General features: G+C 36.1%; 20 protein-coding genes, 2 pseudogenes and 1 other annotated feature. Of the genes and pseudogenes, 14 read left to right on the top strand and 8 right to left on the bottom strand.

Annotation, left to right across the window (positions count from 1 at the left end):
• Positions 1-76: 76 nt before the first annotated feature.
• Entirely contained in the window at positions 77-730 is a 654-nt protein-coding gene (locus MST18_RS08380; protein WP_078188637.1) for a TetR/AcrR family transcriptional regulator, read from the bottom strand.
• A gap of 239 nt (positions 731-969) precedes the next feature.
• Between MST18_RS08380 and prpB the strand changes: the two genes are divergently transcribed.
• Together prpB and prpC are read left to right on the top strand one after the other, a co-directional pair.
• Entirely contained in the window at positions 970-1854 is an 885-nt protein-coding gene (prpB, locus tag MST18_RS08375) for a methylisocitrate lyase (RefSeq protein WP_180133717.1), read from the top strand.
• Positions 1855-1857: 3 nt separating this feature from the next.
• A complete protein-coding gene (gene prpC / locus MST18_RS08370) occupies positions 1858-2994 on the top strand; it encodes a 2-methylcitrate synthase (RefSeq protein ID WP_078193462.1) in 1137 nt (378 codons plus the stop codon).
• 65 nt (positions 2995-3059) lie between these two features.
• Here the strand turns inward: prpC and MST18_RS08365 are convergent, their stop codons facing one another.
• Positions 3060-3677 carry an aminotransferase gene (locus MST18_RS08365; protein ID WP_180133716.1) on the bottom strand — a complete coding sequence of 206 codons (618 nt, stop codon included), beginning with the start codon at positions 3675-3677 and terminating at the stop codon, positions 3060-3062.
• A 78-nt stretch (positions 3678-3755) separates the two neighbouring features.
• A complete protein-coding gene (locus tag MST18_RS08360; RefSeq protein WP_180041411.1) occupies positions 3756-4232 on the bottom strand; it encodes a CinA family protein in 477 nt (158 codons plus the stop codon).
• 236 nt (positions 4233-4468) lie between these two features.
• On the opposite strand from MST18_RS08360, the gene MST18_RS08355 reads away from it, so the two are divergent.
• The 7 genes and pseudogenes from MST18_RS08355 to MST18_RS08330 all read left to right on the top strand — a co-directional run bounded on the left by MST18_RS08355 (position 4469) and on the right by MST18_RS08330 (position 9382).
• On the top strand, positions 4469-4699 hold the full coding sequence (locus MST18_RS08355) for a hypothetical protein (protein WP_078190858.1): 231 nt from the start codon (positions 4469-4471) through the stop codon (positions 4697-4699).
• Between the two features lie 1485 nt (positions 4700-6184).
• Positions 6185-7404, top strand: a protein-coding gene (locus MST18_RS08350; RefSeq protein ID WP_180134041.1) for an IS3 family transposase whose coding sequence is annotated in 2 segments (ribosomal slippage) — positions 6185-6461 and positions 6461-7404 — 1221 coding nt in all. Because the reading frame shifts where the segments join, the coding sequence is not laid out codon by codon here.
• Positions 6460-6576: a sequence feature (AL1L pseudoknot), on the top strand. Its footprint overlaps the gene before it by 117 nt.
• Positions 7405-7457: 53 nt before the next feature.
• Complete coding sequence (locus MST18_RS08345; RefSeq protein ID WP_166371548.1) at positions 7458-7721, top strand: transposase family protein; 264 nt, start codon at positions 7458-7460, stop codon at positions 7719-7721.
• Positions 7669-8022: pseudogene (locus MST18_RS08340) on the top strand (transposase family protein); the annotation flags it as partial. The gene MST18_RS08345 and the pseudogene MST18_RS08340, both read left to right, overlap by 53 nt.
• Complete coding sequence (locus tag MST18_RS16640) at positions 8002-8139, top strand: hypothetical protein (RefSeq protein ID WP_373692668.1); 138 nt, start codon at positions 8002-8004, stop codon at positions 8137-8139. The pseudogene MST18_RS08340 and the gene MST18_RS16640, both read left to right, overlap by 21 nt.
• Before the next feature lie 16 nt (positions 8140-8155).
• Positions 8156-8328: pseudogene (locus MST18_RS08335) on the top strand (cold-shock protein); the annotation flags it as partial.
• A gap of 931 nt (positions 8329-9259) precedes the next feature.
• A complete protein-coding gene (locus tag MST18_RS08330) occupies positions 9260-9382 on the top strand; it encodes a hypothetical protein (RefSeq protein WP_257227568.1) in 123 nt (40 codons plus the stop codon).
• Positions 9383-9421: 39 nt separating this feature from the next.
• Here MST18_RS08330 and MST18_RS08325 read toward each other — a convergent pair.
• A protein-coding gene (locus tag MST18_RS08325; protein WP_119285041.1) for an IS3 family transposase occupies positions 9422-10587 on the bottom strand; the annotation gives its coding sequence in 2 pieces (ribosomal slippage) (positions 9422-10329 and positions 10329-10587; 1167 coding nt in all).
• Positions 10588-10881: 294 nt separating this feature from the next.
• Here MST18_RS08325 and MST18_RS08320 point away from each other — a divergent pair.
• The 5 genes from MST18_RS08320 (at position 10882) to MST18_RS08300 (ending at position 12725) form a co-directional block, all read left to right on the top strand.
• Positions 10882-11097: a cold-shock protein gene (locus tag MST18_RS08320; protein ID WP_180023751.1), complete on the top strand. Its 216-nt coding sequence runs from the start codon at positions 10882-10884 to the stop codon at positions 11095-11097.
• 3 nt (positions 11098-11100) lie between these two features.
• Positions 11101-11313: a hypothetical protein gene (locus tag MST18_RS08315; protein ID WP_078193454.1), complete on the top strand. Its 213-nt coding sequence runs from the start codon at positions 11101-11103 to the stop codon at positions 11311-11313.
• 54 nt (positions 11314-11367) lie between these two features.
• Positions 11368-11775 carry a hypothetical protein gene (locus MST18_RS08310; protein ID WP_180134024.1) on the top strand — a complete coding sequence of 136 codons (408 nt, stop codon included), beginning with the start codon at positions 11368-11370 and terminating at the stop codon, positions 11773-11775.
• A gap of 106 nt (positions 11776-11881) precedes the next feature.
• Positions 11882-12151, top strand: a complete 270-nt coding sequence (locus MST18_RS08305) for a hypothetical protein (RefSeq protein ID WP_078193453.1) — start codon at positions 11882-11884, stop codon at positions 12149-12151.
• Positions 12152-12518: 367 nt separating this feature from the next.
• Positions 12519-12725 carry a cold shock domain-containing protein gene (locus MST18_RS08300; RefSeq protein ID WP_180134023.1) on the top strand — a complete coding sequence of 69 codons (207 nt, stop codon included), beginning with the start codon at positions 12519-12521 and terminating at the stop codon, positions 12723-12725.
• A 31-nt stretch (positions 12726-12756) separates the two neighbouring features.
• Here MST18_RS08300 and MST18_RS08295 read toward each other — a convergent pair.
• The 4 genes from MST18_RS08295 to MST18_RS08280 form a co-directional block, all read right to left on the bottom strand.
• Positions 12757-13889 (bottom strand): IS3 family transposase gene (locus MST18_RS08295; RefSeq protein WP_223672967.1). Its coding sequence is split into 2 segments (ribosomal slippage): positions 12757-13637 and positions 13637-13889, totalling 1134 coding nucleotides; the frame shifts between segments, so codons are not numbered across the junction.
• A gap of 891 nt (positions 13890-14780) precedes the next feature.
• Complete coding sequence (locus MST18_RS08290; RefSeq protein ID WP_180134022.1) at positions 14781-15014, bottom strand: DUF2171 domain-containing protein; 234 nt, start codon at positions 15012-15014, stop codon at positions 14781-14783.
• A 175-nt stretch (positions 15015-15189) separates the two neighbouring features.
• Positions 15190-15693, bottom strand: coding sequence for a lipocalin family protein (locus tag MST18_RS08285; protein ID WP_180134021.1), 504 nt, complete (start codon positions 15691-15693; stop codon positions 15190-15192).
• Positions 15694-15728: 35 nt separating this feature from the next.
• A protein-coding gene (locus MST18_RS08280) for an IS3-like element ISAba14 family transposase (RefSeq protein WP_223155595.1) occupies positions 15729-16861 on the bottom strand; the annotation gives its coding sequence in 2 pieces (ribosomal slippage) (positions 15729-16609 and positions 16609-16861; 1134 coding nt in all).
• Positions 16862-16950 lie beyond the last annotated feature (89 nt).

The raw sequence follows: 16950 nt of genomic DNA, 5'->3' as shown, positions 1-16950 counted from the left end.
ACAACAATTAGTTGTTGGTTGGTTAGAGAAAAAGGAATCGATTAATATACTATAAGAGAGGTAAATTGCAAAAAATCTAGCGCTTTTGGTGACCGTCTAGGAAACGATCGACGCAATAACTGATGTAATTGATGGTTTCTTGATCATTTTCATCAATGGTGATGCCCATGAGAACGCGCCATTCTAAATTACGCAAAATTCCAAAATAAAATTGAGCCGAAAACAACGGGTTTTCACAATACAGCAAACCGTGTTGATGCGCTTGATTTAAAATTTCTGCAACGGTGTTCTGAATTTGTTTCGGACCTTGCTCATGAATATAACGTGCTATTTCAGGATTACGTCCTGTTTGTTCTAAGACTAACCGCATAAATGCCGCATTTTCAGGCATCACGATATGCTGATGAAAGTCACTTAAAGTATTGATGAGATAAGCACGAATATCGGTGTCAGGGCTCACCGTAAATGGTAGGCAAATATCTTTGAAAAATAAGCAGCGACGATAGTCACAAATGGCCTTAAATAATCCGTCTTTATTACCAAAATATTTATAGATTGACGCTTTTGAACCACCTGCATGATTCACGATGTCATCTAATGAAACTGCATCAAAACCACGTTTTAAAAAAAGCTCCGTAGCACTTTCTAAAAGCGCAACACATCGTTCATGTCCGCGCCGCGTTTGTGGCTGGTCATGCGTTAAAGGTTCAATGTGTATTAGATCTTGCATAAAGTGATAATATTTAACAAAAAAAGAGCTGATTTGACGATAATTATAGCAAAAAATTCAGTACTTTTCTGCTTTGCTCATAAATAAGGGATCTTTGACTAAAGAATAACAACAGATAGGTGACAAGTGAAATATTTGACTAAAGTTTTAGTGTTAATATTCTACAAAGCCATAGAGTTGGAAAAAAATATGGATATACTCAAACTTCGAAAATTAAAGTAAATGCCGTGGAAAGGAATATGACACAACAAACGTCTGCAGGCTTAAGATTTAGACAAGCATTGGAAATCGAAAAACCATTACAAATCATTGGCACAGTAAATGCCTATGCAGCAATGATGGCAAAAGAAGTTGGCTATAAAGCCATATATTTATCTGGTGCAGGTGTGGCGAACTATTCATATGGTTTACCTGACTTAGGCATGACCAGTTTAGACAATGTTTTGGAAGATGTTCGTCGTATTACTGAACGTGTAGATACGCCATTACTCGTCGATATCGATACAGGTTGGGGCGGTGCATTTAATATTGCCCGCACTGTGAAGCAAATGATTGCAGCAGGTGCAGCGGCGGTTCATATTGAAGATCAAGTGGCACAAAAGCGTTGTGGTCACCGTCCGAACAAAGAAATCGTGTCACAACAAGAAATGGTTGACCGTATTAAAGCGGCAGTTGATGCAAAAACTGATTCAAACTTTGTAGTGATGGCACGTACAGATGCTTTGCAGAAAGAAGGTCTGCAAGCAGTGATTGACCGTGCATGTGCATGTGTAGAAGCCGGTGCTGATGCGATCTTTGCTGAAGCAATGACTGATATTACCATGTACAAAACTGTCTGCGATGCAGTCGGTGTCCCTGTACTGGCAAACATTACAGAGTTTGGTGATACCCCTTACTACACCAAAGAAGAACTAGGCGAACAGGGTATTGCAATGGTGCTTTACCCATTATCACCAACACGTGCAATGCAAAAAGCGGCACTCGAAGTAATGCATGCGATCCGCAATGACGGTACACAAGTCAATGTACTGGATAAAATGCAACAACGAAAAGAACTCTATCAATTCCTCGATTATCACACTTTTGAAAACACCTTAGATAAATTGTTCACTGAAGGAAAATAAAAAATGGCTGAAGGAAAAGTACTCACGGGCGCAGGACTGCGCGGACAAGTAGCTGGTAAAACTGCATTGTCAACTGTAGGCAAAAGTGGTGCGGGTTTAACCTATCGTGGTTATGACGTTCAAGACTTGGCAGAAAACTGTCAGTTTGAAGAAGTCGCGTACCTGATTTTCTTTGGTGAATTACCAACAACAGAACAGCTTGCAGCATACAAAGCCAAACTCAAATCATTGCGTCAATTGCCGCAAGCATTGAAAGAAGTATTAGAACGTATTCCTGCTGACTCACACCCAATGGACGTGATGCGTACAGGCGTTTCAATGCTCGGTAACCTTGAAACTGAAAAATCATTCGATGAACAACAAGATGTTGCAGACCGTATTTTGGCAACGCTACCTGCGATCATCTGCTACTGGTATCGCTTCAGTCATGATGGCGTACGTGTAGAAGAAAACACCGATGATGATTCAATCGGCGCTCAATTCCTACATTTACTGCGTGGCGAAAAACCAAATGAATTGCATGAGCAAGTGATGAACGTATCACTGATTCTGTATGCAGAGCATGAATTTAACGCCTCTACATTCACAGCGCGTGTATGTGCATCAACATTATCAGATATGCATTCATGCATCACAGGTGCAATTGGTTCACTTCGTGGCCCATTACATGGCGGTGCAAACGAAGCTGCGATGGAAATGATCGAAAACTGGACGTCTCCAGAAGAAGCTGAGCGTGAAATGCTGGGCAAACTTGAGCGTAAAGAAAAAATCATGGGCTTTGGTCATGCGATCTATAAAGACAATGACCCACGTAATGGCATTATCAAGAAATGGTCTGAACGCCTAGCAAAAGACGTCGGTGATACTGTACTTTATCCTGTATCAGTGCGCTGTGAAGAAGTGATGTGGCGTGAGAAGAAATTATTCTGTAATGCAGATTTCTTCCATGCATCTGCATATCACTTCATGGATATTGCAACCAAACTATTCACGCCAATCTTTGTAATGTCACGAGTAACAGGCTGGGCAGCGCATGTGATGGAACAGCGTGCAGACAACCGTATTATTCGCCCAAGTGCTGATTATACAGGTCCTGAACTACGTAAAGTTGTGCCGATTGCAGAACGTTCAGCGGCATAATTTTGAAGTGTAATAAAAAAGCCTCAAAAGAGGCTTTTTTATTATTTGTTATTTAATTTAACAATCTATTTGGTTAGTAAAACTGGATCTTCAACGCTATATCCTGTTTCAAATGGAATCCCTAGATATTTAACAGTTACTAAATAAAAAGGCTTTTGCACTACACGATAAGTTTTAGAGATTTTTAAACCTTCTTTATAGGTCTCAGCCTTTTGTACAGCGCTTTTATACTGCGAATTTTTAACACGATATTGATAGGTCCATTTATCAATGGTTTCATTCGGGTCATACCATGATTTTGCAGTGCCATTCATGGTTGTTAATACCTGTATTCGAGCATTATTGTTATTTACAGGTGTTAACTTGACTAAACGTTTTTTTATTTTCGCGATTTCTTTATCAAACTGGGTGCTGTCTTGATCGTAATCAATCCGTTTTGTCTTTGGATTAATATACAAAGACTTCACTGTAATTAATTGCGTCGGCTTTTGGCTATTTAATTGATAATAATATAATTGTGGTAAACGACCACGACCATCTTCAAAATGACGCATTAAATAGATTTTTTGATCTTTTTTATCAAAACCTAAAACCTCAATGGTTTGAGGGCCGCCTACCGTCGCGAAAGCAGAGCAGGACAGTAGGGTGCTAATTGCGAATGCATTGAAATGACGTAGCTGCATTTTCTTGTCCTGATAAGTAAATTCCTTAATACAGTATGCGATGCAAAATGATATTTAAATATGAAGATTATGTATGTTTTATTCTGCATTTAAGATGTCTAATACACTGTGAGCAACATTTTCAGTTAACTGATCTAGGCGTTCTAAAGCCGTACCTAAAATAAAATAGTGATAATTATAGATACGACCGTCATGTAAGATTGAAATATAAAATGTACCTTCGGGTTTTTCTACGGTTGCACTGCCACCAGGTTTGAGTAATCCAGTGCAGGCCACCACAAAGTCCGCATGAAAAAATAGTTGTTGTCCTTGCTCAGCCATCGCTTGAGTCACTTCTGCGGATTCGGCCGTAAATTTTTCTATTAGTAGAGGATCTACTTTTAAAATTTCACGCTTGATCGATGGATCATAGCTGACAAGACCACCTAACAAGATATCTGCACCACTATTCTTATAAATTGAAAATTGGCTACATAAATAACCAGAGCTCGCACTCTCGATAAACGCGATAGTCATGGATTTTTGTTCTAAAGCATCGCAACACAGTTTAAGCATGTGCTTACCCCAAAGTAGAATGGTGAATGATCATTAGTATTCTTAAAATTTTAGCATTGATTCCGCTCGCCTGTAATTTCACTAAAAGTCTAAGTTGGCACTGTGGATGTTGATGAATTCACAAAAATAGCGTGATTGTTTAGAAGCTGTACGAAAATATGAAATAAAGGTTTCTTCGGAAGGAAAACGATGTTAAAACTTAAAATAAAGAGCGTAACAAAAGTAGGTTTATTTCAATGAAAACGACTGTTAAATATGTAGTATTAAAAAGCCTAGACTATCAATTGGGCACGCCACTTTTTCAAGAAGAATTAGACGCAGATAGCCTGTATTTTGATCAAATTCCGGCTGTAATTCAGTATCAAAATCATCAATTCAAAGTGAAAAGTAAAGAGTTAAAGCGTGTTTATTTGGCGGAAGAAAATGAAGACATGCAAACCATTATTGTGAAAGTACTTGCCGTTTAATTTCGATCAATTTTTAGTATTAAAAATACAGTTCTCATTGAGTTAGGAGCTGTATTTTTGTATTTGATAGACTCAAACTATAGATTAATCTAGATTTAAAGGAGATATATATTTTTAATGATCACTTGATCATATCGATTTAGCTATTCGACCAACAGCTATTTAATCCCCCAAATATTATTTAGTATAATTTATCTGTTTTTTCATGGGGGAAGAAATGATGGACTTATTTAAATTTCTAAAAAGCTTCAATACAACGGGTACTTATCTTTTAATTTCAACGATTTCGCTAGTTTGCTTAGTTGTGTATTTCTATTTTATTAATCCAAACTGATCGAAGTTGGTTACCCACATCTTTGGCTTTAAATAAAAAGCTTAGTAAATAAAACTATATAATTAATTTTTTTATCAAAAATATTGATATAAATTTTTGAATAAATTTAAAATAGAGCTGATAGTTTTAATTCATTTGTGTATGGGTAAAGCCAAAACAATAGCAAAGTTTTTCTATGCAAGATGTTATGAAAGAAGAAGCGCCACGTACGAAAGATTTTGGACGTAGGTTTGTTCATCTAGGAATTATATTGCGGAATAAGACCTTACCGGTAGGTTTGTGCAACAAAGCCTTTAACGATATAAAAACTTTAATTTTTTAAAATTGTAACAAAAATAACTTTTAAGACTTTCAGGTTATGTGTTTTAATTAAACTTAACAATGGTTTAGCTAGATATTTAAAATGGATAAAATTAATATGTTTAATTTACATTAATTTTTATTTTTTGAACTATTGCGCACTTTTTAAATTTATACAATTTAGTTAGATTTATAGAACAAAAATTCTAAATCGAGCAATGAAAATGCCCAATCTATATGATCATCATGTTTTAAGGCAGATCTATGATTTTATAGTCGAACGGGAAGGATTCGAAAAATTAACACCCTATAACCAAGCTATGGAGTTTTTCAAAAAACTTTCTCAAGGAGATCAATCGGACGTCATACAAACGGAGCCAAATATCCTTTATGGAAAATTTGGGAGCATATCTAAAATCAATCTTAGATAGTACCCTTATTTCGAGAAAAGGATAAGTTCTTAAAATGGGCTTATGAGCAACTAAACTAACTAAATAACTTACTAAGTATTACTAAAGAGTATGAAATAACAAACTCAAACATTAGAAATAAAAAATGACTAACAATACCAGCGGTATAGTGAAATGGTTCAATAAGCCTCTTTCATAAATCAAAAAACGAACAGTCTCTTGCTGATTATTTGTACCGAAGAATTTTAAATATTCATGCATAATCTGCGGATGAAATATATCGGTTCAAAGAAGCTTTCTGAAACACAATTTAAGCGATACACCGGCATATCATGGTCAACCTTTGATTTAATGGTTGAACAACTGAAAATGCATGTTCCTGCTAAAGGTATGAACCGTACCGGGTTTGTCGGAGACCACTTTTCTTGAGAGAATGTCCCGATGAAAAAAGTAAAATACACCCCTGAAATCAGAGATAGAGCGGTTCAATTATTGATTGAATCCGAAAAAGATTATCCATCGAATTGGGCTGCGATCACAGCAATTGCGCCTAAGATTGGTTGTACTCCTGAAACACTTCGTGTTTGGTATCAAAAATATTTAGATAAACAAAATCCAGTTAAAGTACAGCAGCTTTCAGACCAAGAACGTATCAAACAACTCGAACGCGAAAATAAAGAACTGCAACGCGCCAATGAGATTCTACGTAAAGCAGCCGCTTTTTTCGCCCAGGCGGAGCTCGACCGCCCACACAAATAATGGTGGATTTTATCCATAACAATAAAGATCGATATGGTGTTGATGCGATTTGTAGGATTTTACCGATCGCAGCTTCAACCTATTACCGAACTTTAGATCTCGCTGACAATCCAGAACATCGAGCGAAACGAGATCTACATGATGAGCATCATGCTGAACAAATTCAACGAATTTGGAAAGAAAGTTCAGGTCGATATGGTGTGCGTAAGGTCTGGCAACAATTGAAACGTGAAGGTTATGTTATCGCACGTTGTACAGTTGCTCGATTGATGCAGAAGCTAGCTATACAAGGTGTTTGGCGTGGTAAGAATAAACAAACCACCCGTAGCCGAGATGATCAAAAAAGAGCAGATGATTTAGTGAAACGTAATTTTAATGCTGATCATCCTGACCAACTGTGGGTGAGTGACTTTACGTATATTCAAACTCATTCAGGCTGGGTCTATACCGCCTTTATTATTGATGTATTCTCACGAGCAATTGTTGGATGGAAAGTATCTACACGGATGAATACAGATATGGTGCTCGATGCACTTGAGCAAGCATTGCACGATCGAGGCATGCCAAAGAATGTGATTCATCATTCCGATAGAGGTGTTCAATATCTTTCTATTCGCTATACCAATCGTTTAGAAGCTGCAAATTTACGAGCATCAGTCGGTACGACTGGTGATTCATACGATAATGCTTTGGCTGAAACGGTGAATGGCTTATACAAAACAGAGGTGATTGAATATTTAAAAGCAGATTGGCAAGGTTTAGCAGATGTACAACTTGCGACACTAAACTGGGTAGATTGGTTCAATAAAAAGCGTGTACACAGTGCACTGGGTTATGTATCGCCTTTTGAGTTCGAAGCAATGTACTATGATAAGATTGACCCGTTAGGTCAGGTGGCCTAACTTAAATAAAAAAGTCTCCGACAAACCCGGTACGGTTCAGTAGACCAACTAAATTGAGCATAGAAGATCAAATCCTTCTGTGCTTAAGTTATTGGCGCGAATACCGAACCTTGTTCCATGTTGCAACAAGTTATGGTGTGTCAGAGCCGACTGCTTCAAGAATTGTCCGTCATGTAGAGGACTGCCTGATCAAGTCCAATTTATTTAATTTACCGAAGCATTTGCCTGAGGGCGAAGGCATCGACTGGAACGTGGTGATTGTTGATGCCACAGAAATTCCAATACAAAGACCTAAAAAAACAGAAGAAAAGCTATAGTGGCAAAAAGAAGGCACATACTTTCAAAGTTCAGGCCATCATTCATTATAGAACTCAGCAAATTATGAGTTTATGCACTGATCGTGGTGCTGTACATGATTTCGAACTCTTCAAACGAAACTTACATCAGATTCCGGCAGGTGCCTTTATCCTTGCAGATAAAGGCTATTAAGGGATTTACGCAGTGTATCCAAATAGCTTGTTGCCATTAAAAGCAAAAAAGCGCTGTAAATTGGATCCTGAACTAAAAATCTATAATCAAGAAATCAACAAAAGAAGAATTGGGGTTGAGCATGTATTTGGTAGTTTAAAAACTTTCAAAATCCTTGCCGAGCGATATCGTAATCGAGGAAAAAGACTGGGCTTAAGATTCAATTTAATTGCGGGAATCTATAATTTAGAGCTGAGCAAAAAATGAATTATGAAAGAAGTCTAATGAAGGTAAGGGATTTCGATTTATACAATCTGATAGTAGTGAAGATTTATTTGTACACTACAGTAAAATAAATATGAGTGGATATAAAGTACTGAAAGAAGGGCAACGTGTACAATTCGAAATTACTCAAAGAAAAAAGGCCGACAAGCTAGCAATATCACAGTTATTTAAGGCAACTGTGTTGGGGTGCTAAACGCAGTTAATATACACGATAGTTTGGCCGTAAAAAATTTTTGAGGTTTCTCCATATGCTTAAAAGCTTCAAAATACTTATTACAATATTTCTATGTAGTTTAATCGTTGTCTGTTTTGTGGTTCATAGACAGAACACGGAAATAAGGTTAAGTGAAATGGAACGACTGGTTAAATAATATTTAAGCTCTTAAATTTAAATAATTAATTTAATATATCAGGGACCCTTAAAATGTTACAACTTATAAAATGCTTGGTTGGTATTCATGGTGAGATGGTTACACGAAAGTGCTTTGATGGAAATTTAATTTCTTTGTCAGAGTTGTGTAAAAGTAAAGAAATAACGGCTCAAAATAATTTAAAGTTTCAGAAAATCCCGCTAGGAAGTAGCGGGATTTTTTTGGTGACTATATGACAGACAAAGCACAGGCGAAACTAGACTTAGAAATTTGTATGAAGTGTTGTAATCCTAATGCCCCGAATATGCCTAGCTAACAAAAAGTTAATTTATAAGTTATGAAATATAAATAAAATTGAAATAACATTAGGTTTATATTAAAATATTTGATATAGTGTGTTTGATCGAATCCGTAAGCGGAACGGTAGCGTTTGAGTTGTTAACGGAATTGCGTATTCCCTCCATCCTGATGTTCAAGCATCAAATTCAAACAGTTAACGCATAGCATGAATTCGCATCATGCCGATCAAGGGAAGCCTGCAGCTATCCGTGGGTTTTCCTTAAATTCTATTTTTAAGATATTAATTTAATTTTTATATCTTTTCTTAAATTTCATAGCTACTGTAAATATCATAAGTTTAAATTTTTCTTAAGTGAACAATCTCCAAAATTAAAGTTGGTTTTATTTTTAATACTATTCTGTTTACAAAAGCTCATTATATGAGTCAATAAATGAACATATCTAACGGCTGGACTACTGCTTCAGCAACTAACGGCGATGAAATTCGTGTGAATATTATTCCGTTAAAAAAAATTCAAAGCAATTTGAATGGTAAAACTTTAGTTGAAGTTTGATGTGTGCTGAATTAGCAGGAGACTTTCACTTGGGAGATTCTAGGCAGCTAACCGATAAAAGTCTTCTGCCATTTGATTTGGTGTCTTAAAATCCAAGCCTTTTTGAATTCTTCGCTGATTATAAAATAACTCTATATATTTTGTAATATCCGCTTTGGCTTCTTCCCTTGTTTTGTAGTTGCGATGATGGACTAGTTCATTTTTGAGTATGCCCCAGAAACTCTCTATCGGTGCATTATCAAAGCAGTCGCCTTTTTTGCTCATTGAACCCTGAAAATCAAATTTCTCAAGTAAGTTTCGATATTCATTACTGCAATATTGGCTGCCTCTATCTGAATGTACAATGAGATCTTTAGCAGGTTTCTGATTGCGAATAGCCATATTCAATGCATCACAAACAAGCTTGGCTGTCATGCGCTCATTTAAGCTATAGCCAACAACCTGTTTCGTGTAAAGATCTTTGACAGCTGCCAAGTACAACCAGCCCTCAGCCGTCCAAATGTAGGTAATGTCACTCGACCACGCAAGATTAGGCTTCGTCATTGAAAACTGTTGCTTGAGTAAATTGTCATAAATAGAACGGTTGTGATCACTGTTCGTGGTTCTTTTGAAACGCTTATGGCGCTTACAATACAACTGATTTGATTTTTTTATTTGGCGCACAGCATACGTACTTATTTTGATACCTTGCGCTTGTAAATGCTTGGTTAATCGAACATAGCCATAGCTTTGTTTGGTTTCTTCATGGGCTATTTTGACCAAAATTGTCTGCTGATTTCGCTGAATTGATCTTTTACTCATGCCTCGCTTTAGCCAATCATAAAAGCGAGAAACGGATACACGAAGTAATCGAGCCATTAAAATAATCGGAAATAAGTGGCTTTGCGATTTCATATAGGCGTACCTCACTGACTTTCTTTGGCAAAGTACGCTGCTGCCTTTTTTAAAAATTCACGTTCCATTTCAGCTGTTTTGAGCTGTTGTTTAAGCTTCTTATTTTCTTCGAGTAAGGCGTTTAGATCGGGCGAATACTGTTTTGTGCCTGCTAAAGTTCCAGCCTTTGCTTTGTTATTCCAGTTCGAAAGGGTTTGCATTGAAATGCCAAGTTGTCTAGCGGATTCCGATACATTACCTTGGTTCTCTTCAATGGCTTTTATGGCTTCAGCTTTAAATTCTGCGGTGTAAGTCTTCTGTTTCTTGCTCATGGTAAACTCCTAATGAGTATGTATAGTTTACCAAGTTAAACCCTCCTGTTTTTTAAGCACACATCAGTTGCTAAACAAGTTGTCCTAGAGTCAGGACAAAAGCTAACTTTAAATATTGATGGTAAATCTTTTTATACTGAACTAAATAAACTATATAAATTGTATTTTTAAACATTCACTCTCAAACCTAAACAGTTTAGAGCTAAATTTTTTAATTAAATTATTTATAGATTAACTATTTATTTTCTTAATTTTTGAAGAACTCTAAATTAAATATTATTAAAGGAAATTATTATGTCAAATTTAACTACAGGTACTGTTAAGTGGTTTAACGATACTAAAGGCTTCGGTTTCATCGCGGCTGATAATGGCGAAGAGGTCTTTGCTCATTTTTCTCAAATCATTTCAGGTGGTTTCAAATCACTTGCTGAAGGTCAGCGTGTACAATTTAGCGTATCAAAAGGTCAACGTGGTTTCCAAGCGAGTGAAATCATTGGGATTGATGGCTAATACATGGAAACTTTATTAAACAAAGTAATGTTAGATGTGGTTGATCAACATGGCGCTGTCTATACACTAGAAGCTATGTGCGAAAAGTCATCTGATGAGCCAAATAGTTTTGGGGATTGCGTCCGTTATCTAAATATAGATGATGAAATAATTAAGCCTAGCTTTGATATGCATTTCTACAGTGATAAAACTGGAAAAATATTTAAGTTATTTTAATTTTTACATGCAATTAAATTAACCTCCTCCGGGAGGTTTTTTATTGGGTGAAATATGGAGCCTGATGTATATAAAGCGCTAACCAAAAAGATACCTCCCAAAAAGAAACCACGCACCAGGCCATTACCTAAAGCCAGTGAAAAATACTTTGAAGCATTCGAGAGGTTAAAAGAAATATTAGACCGGATGGAAATGAAGTATGAGGAGTACTTTCATTTCAAAAGTACCAAACATTTGCGTTTTGATTTACACCTCATCGAACATCGCATGCTAATTGAAATAGCAACTGGTCCATGGTCTGGAGGTCGTAAAGGCAAACTTGCAACGAAGGCTTGGAATATGGATCGTTATGACCATGCTGAAGAATTGGGATATCGATTTCACAGGTTTGAACTTGCAGATATCAATATGGAGCGGGCAAAGGCCTGGTTAAAAGCTTTAAAAAAAGATGAATTATTATAAGTTAGATATTTCAAAGCTTATTGTTTCAGGATGTTTGGTTACTTTAACTTTCTCATAATATCCGTTAGTTTTGGATTTCAACCTTAACAATTATGAGAAGAAAGTCATGAATAAAAATTTTGAATTACATGTTTTAAGCCAGATTTATGATTTTCTAATAGAGCGAACTGAACATTCACAGCAAGGTTTGCATAACAAGGTTCTTGAGTTTTTTAAAGAACTGAATTTAGGTAATGACAATGATTTTGAAATTGTTGATCCTAAAAAGATTGCAGGTAAATTTGGAGCAGTGAGTTTTATTCACTTAATCAATGTACCAAACTTTCATGATAAAGATAAATTTTTAAAATGGGCATACACGCAGTTGAATCGATAGTTCATATCAATATGCTTTAAAGATATATTTTGAATACATATTTTGATTAAAGTGTTTTATAATTTACTGGCTCATATCAGCGCAAATGAATTGGGTGAAGCCTCACATGTATATGTGGGGCTTAATTCATTCAATTTATGGAAAGTGTGAATGATCGAATATTACAATCTATATCTGATTATTACCTTAATATGAGGGATATTTATCACTTTTGTGTGTAATTGCAAAATAAAACAAGAACTTGATTCACATAGATCTAACAGTTGTATCCTCATATTTAAGGATTATTGGTTATATTGAATATGCTTGTTAATTAATCAATATTTACAGCAATTTCTAAACTGATAATTACTTAAAGGGAATATGAATGTCTAATTTAAGAAACGGTACAGTGAAGTGGTTCAACGGTACAAAAGGTTTTGGATTTATTGCTTCCGATACTGGTGAAGAATTATTTGCACACTATAGTGAAGTACGAATTGATGGCTATAAAGTACTAGAGGAAGGTCAGCGTGTAATGTTTGAAATTACGAATGGTAAGAAAAGAGGTGGTCCCACTTGTTTGAACAACTAAAAGCTTATTTATAAGTGATACTCTGCTCTAGTTAAGCTACCTTATTTTGTTGTGGTAGCTGGTCATAGTAAAACTCATCTGGAGTCATTTTGTCCAGACTCGAATGAGGTCGTTTCAAATTATAAAATTCAAAATATGCGTTTAATTGCTTCTTCGCATCCAAAACATTGCTGTAGGCTTTGAGATACACCTCTTCATATTTAACGCTCCGCCATAATCGTTCAACCATCACATTATCAACCCATCGACCTTTACCATCCATACTGATTTGAATGCCATTTGATTTCAATACATCAATAAATGCATCACTGGTAAACTGACTGCCTTGGTCTGTATTAAAGACTTCAGGTCGGCCATATTTTTCAATAGCTTCATTTAATGTTTCTATGCAAAATGTAACCTCCATACTAATCGATACTCTATGCGCAAGTACCTTGCGGCTATGCCAATCAATCACAGCACATAAATAAACAAAGCCTTTTGCCATAGGGATATACGTTATATCCGTAGACCACACTTGATTACTGCGCTGAATAGCCAATCCTTTGAGCAGATATGGATATTTACGGTGAGCTTGATTGGCCTGACTTAGATTTGGTTTACGATATAACGCATTAATGCCCATTTTCTTCATTAAAGTACGTGTATGACGTCGTCCTATATGATGTCCTTGACGATTCAATAAATCACGCATCATACGGCTACCTGCAAAAGGGTATTGCATATGTAACTCATCCATACAGCGCATCAGCTTCAGATCTGATTCACTCACAGGTTTTGGGCGATAGTAATAACAACCACGGGAGACTTTCAGCAGCTTAGCTTGCTTAGATACTGAAATCTGAAGTGAGTCATCGATTAACTTTTGTGGTTGAAGCGACCCAGTTTCTTCAACACACCTTCTAAAAAATCAATTTCTAATGCCTGCTCACCGATTTTTGCATGTAGTTTTTTTAGATCGATGGGTGGTTCTGTTGGAGCTTTTGATTGATCGAAAGCTTGCGAGGAAGCTGAAATCAGTTGATTTTTCCAGTCAATAATTTGGTTTTGATGAACATCAAATTCAGCACTCAATTCAGCAAGTGTTTTTTCTGCTTTAATCGCAGCAAGTGCTACCTTAGCTTTAAAGTCATTTGAATGATTTCTTCTTGGTCTACGTGTCATAAAATACTCCATATATTGATGTTTATAACATCATTTGGGGAGCAAAATATCACTTATAAGTGTTGTTCAAATTTCCTGATCCACCTCTAAAGGCAAGCAAGCCAGCAATATCCAAATTCTCTAAAAAATATTTACTCAACATATTATGTATTGACCCGTCTTTCAAAGGCGGGTTTTTGTCATTAATTGCCATTAAGTTTTAATATTTAAATGCTTAATTTAATTAAATGAAAACTACATGATAAGAGCAATAAAAAATGGCCTTTACAAGACTACAAGTACTGATTGGCGGACTAATTATAAGTGTGTTGATTTCTTCTGTGTGGATTTACCATGAAAAGAAGAAACAACGACGGGAAGAAATTCAAAAAATCATCATCGAAGCTAGAGCAGGATTAAGTCACGCTCAATAATAGGAGCTAAACTTATGGAATACTTTAGACCATTCCCACCTTTAGAACTAATTGATCAGGCTGAGGAGGAGGACGCTATACGTCTAGCGCCAGCACAAGAATTATTGGCCTGGGTGAAAGATAATTATTTAAATGTAGGGATAACTTCATAATCTAGACAATCATTAATATATGAAAAACTTTATTTAATGACTTTCTTATTATTTATCTCATCAATGATTTTCATAAATTTACACAGTAATCGTCATGCTTTGTTAGTGTAGAGTTTTAACAAATATATAGGCCTAAAGTATGAAAACGTTAGCCATTATAAGCGTGGTATTCGTATTGGGGCTGGTAGGTTGCCAGCAAAAAGACAGCAATGAAAATGAAGAGACGACAACACCTCATACATTAGATAAAGACTAACTTCTTCCAATGATTATTACAGCAGATATGAAAAAACCCTCATTAAGAGGGTTTTTTTAGGATTAGGGTTTTAAGCTTCAGTCCAATTATCTTTAACTTCTTGAGAGTCTTTAGTCAGTACAATTTTATTGTCTGTAATTTCACCAACCCATGAAACTGGAATTAAGTGGTGATGACCATCACCATGCTTAGTCAGTTTAATTTGATCCGAACCTTGCAAGTGGTCTACTTTACCAACTTTAGTCCCACATGAAGCAATTACATCTGCATGGCTCTTAATATTTTCAACATTAATAGTAGTCATTAGAATATTATCCTATTTCAATGTGAGTGAGCATTCAGCCTATCGTAAATAGACGCTGATATCAGGGATTGAAATAGAAGGGATACAAAGGGTCTTATATTCTTACGTTCTTGACCAGATAAATTACATTGTATTATTTAGAAATAAGTCCCCATGATGGGGACTTATTGGATTATTACTTATGCTTAGTCTTAATCAGATCTGATAAATCAAAACCGATGGATTTTGCATAATCTAAGTATTTATCAACTGTGGCCTGGTCAGGGTTAGCAGTTCTGCTGAGTACCCAAAGATATTTTTTATTTGGTGACCCAACTAATGCAGTTTGATAATCATCATCAATTTTTAGAACCCAATAATCACCACGGCCTACTGGCAACCAACGAATTGCTTTTGGTAAAAAGCTCACTTTAAGTTTCGAGTTGGCTGGCGCATTCTGAACATATGCTTCACCAATTGATTGGTTAAGTTTGCCGTCTGCACTATAGCAACTATTATCTACTTTCACGTTACCATTTTCATTTAAAGAATATTTAGCAGTGACGTTGTAATCACATTTGTTCTGGAAATATAGCGGCTTACGTGCAATTTCATGCCATGTACCAAGATATTTATTTAAATCTACTTTTGATACCGCTTGAACTTCCGTAGTAAGAGGTGGTCCCACTTGTTTGAACAACTAAAAGCGTATTTATAAGTGATATTCCGCTCTAGTTAAGCCACCTTGTTTTGTTGGGGTAGCTGATCATAGTAAAACTCATTTGGTGTCATTTTGTCTAGACTCGAATGAGGTCGTTTCAAATTATAAAACTCAAAATATGCACTTAATTGCTTTTTCGCATCTGTGACACTGCTATAAGCTTTGAGATACACCTCTTCATATTTAACGCTCCGCCATAATCGTTCAACCATCACATTATCTACCCATCGACCTTTACCATCCATACTGATTTGAATGCCATTTGATTTCAATACATCAATAAATGCATCACTGGTAAACTGGCTGCCTTGGTCTGTATTAAATATTTCAGGTCGACCATATTTTTCAATCGCTTCATTTAAAGCCGAAATACAAAAATCCACCTCCATACTAATCGATACCCTATGCGCAAGTACCTTGCGGCTATGCCAATCAATCACAGCACATAAATAAACAAAGCCTTTTGCCATAGGGATATACGTTATATCCGTAGACCACACTTGATTACTGCGCTGAATAGCCAACCCTTTGAGCAGATATGGATATTTACGGTGAGCTTGATTAGCCTGGCTTAAATTTGGTTTGCAATATAACGCCTGAATACCCATTTTCTTCATTAAAGTACGTGTATGACGTCGTCCTATATGATGTCCTTGACGATTCAACAAATCACGCATCATACGACTGCCTGCAAAAGGATATTGCATATGTAATTCATCAATACATCGCATCAGCTTCAGATCTGATGCACTCACAGGTTTTGGGCGATAGTAATAACAACCACGGGAGACTTTCAGCAGCTTAGCTTGCTTAGATACTGAAATCTGAAGTGAGTCGTCGATTAACTTTTGTGGTTGAAGCGGCCCAGTTTCTTCAACACACCTTCTAAAAAATCAATTTCTAATGCCTGCTCACCGATTTTTGCATGTAGTTTTTTTAGATCGATGGGTGGTTCTGTTGGAGCTTTTGATTGATCGAAAGCTTGCGAGGAAGCTGAGATCAATTGATTTTTCCAGTCAATAATTTGGTTTTGATGAACATCAAACTCAGCACTCAATTCAGCAAGTGTTTTTTCTGCTTTAATCGCAGCAAGTGCTACCTTAGCTTTAAAATCATTTGAATGATTTCTTCTTGGTCTACGTGCCATAAAATACTCCATATATTGATGTTTATAACATCATTTGAGGAGCAGAATATCACTTATAGGAGTTGTTCAAATTTACGGATCCATCTCTG

Origin of the sequence: Acinetobacter sp. YH12068_T (assembly GCF_024606005.1) — a bacterium.
Classification (GTDB): Bacteria; Pseudomonadota; Gammaproteobacteria; order Pseudomonadales; family Moraxellaceae; genus Acinetobacter; species Acinetobacter amyesii.
This window is presented reverse-complemented; position numbering and strand designations above follow the sequence as displayed.